We start from the raw sequence: 253 nt of genomic DNA, 5'->3' as shown, positions 1-253 counted from the left end.
GACTTGAACCGCAAAAGGCCCGTGATCCCTTGACCAGCCCAGTCCTGCAAACCGTTGCCCTCGCTTGTGAGCGAGACCTTCGGCTGCTCTTCGAAAATCTCGATTTGAGACTGGCCAGTGGCGAAATGGTGCAAATCAGCGGCCCCAACGGCAGTGGCAAGCCCAGCCTGTTGCGTCTGCTGTGCGGGCTGCTGCAGCCGACCGCCGGTCAGGTGCTGCTCAACGGCCAGCCGCTCAATGAGCAACGTCTTGA

Annotated in this window: 1 protein-coding gene; it reads left to right on the top strand. The window is 60.9% G+C overall.

From position 1 onward, the window contains the following. Positions 1-29 precede the first annotated feature (29 nt). Positions 30-253: ATP-binding cassette domain-containing protein (locus SB772_RS43530; protein ID WP_410838970.1), on the top strand; the 224-nt coding region annotated here is incomplete at its 3' end.

The organism is Paraburkholderia sp. SIMBA_030, from assembly GCF_046535245.1.
Lineage (GTDB): Bacteria > Pseudomonadota > Gammaproteobacteria > Burkholderiales > Burkholderiaceae > Paraburkholderia.
Note: the sequence above shows the minus strand (reverse complement) of the source record. Positions and strands in the feature narration are given on the sequence as shown.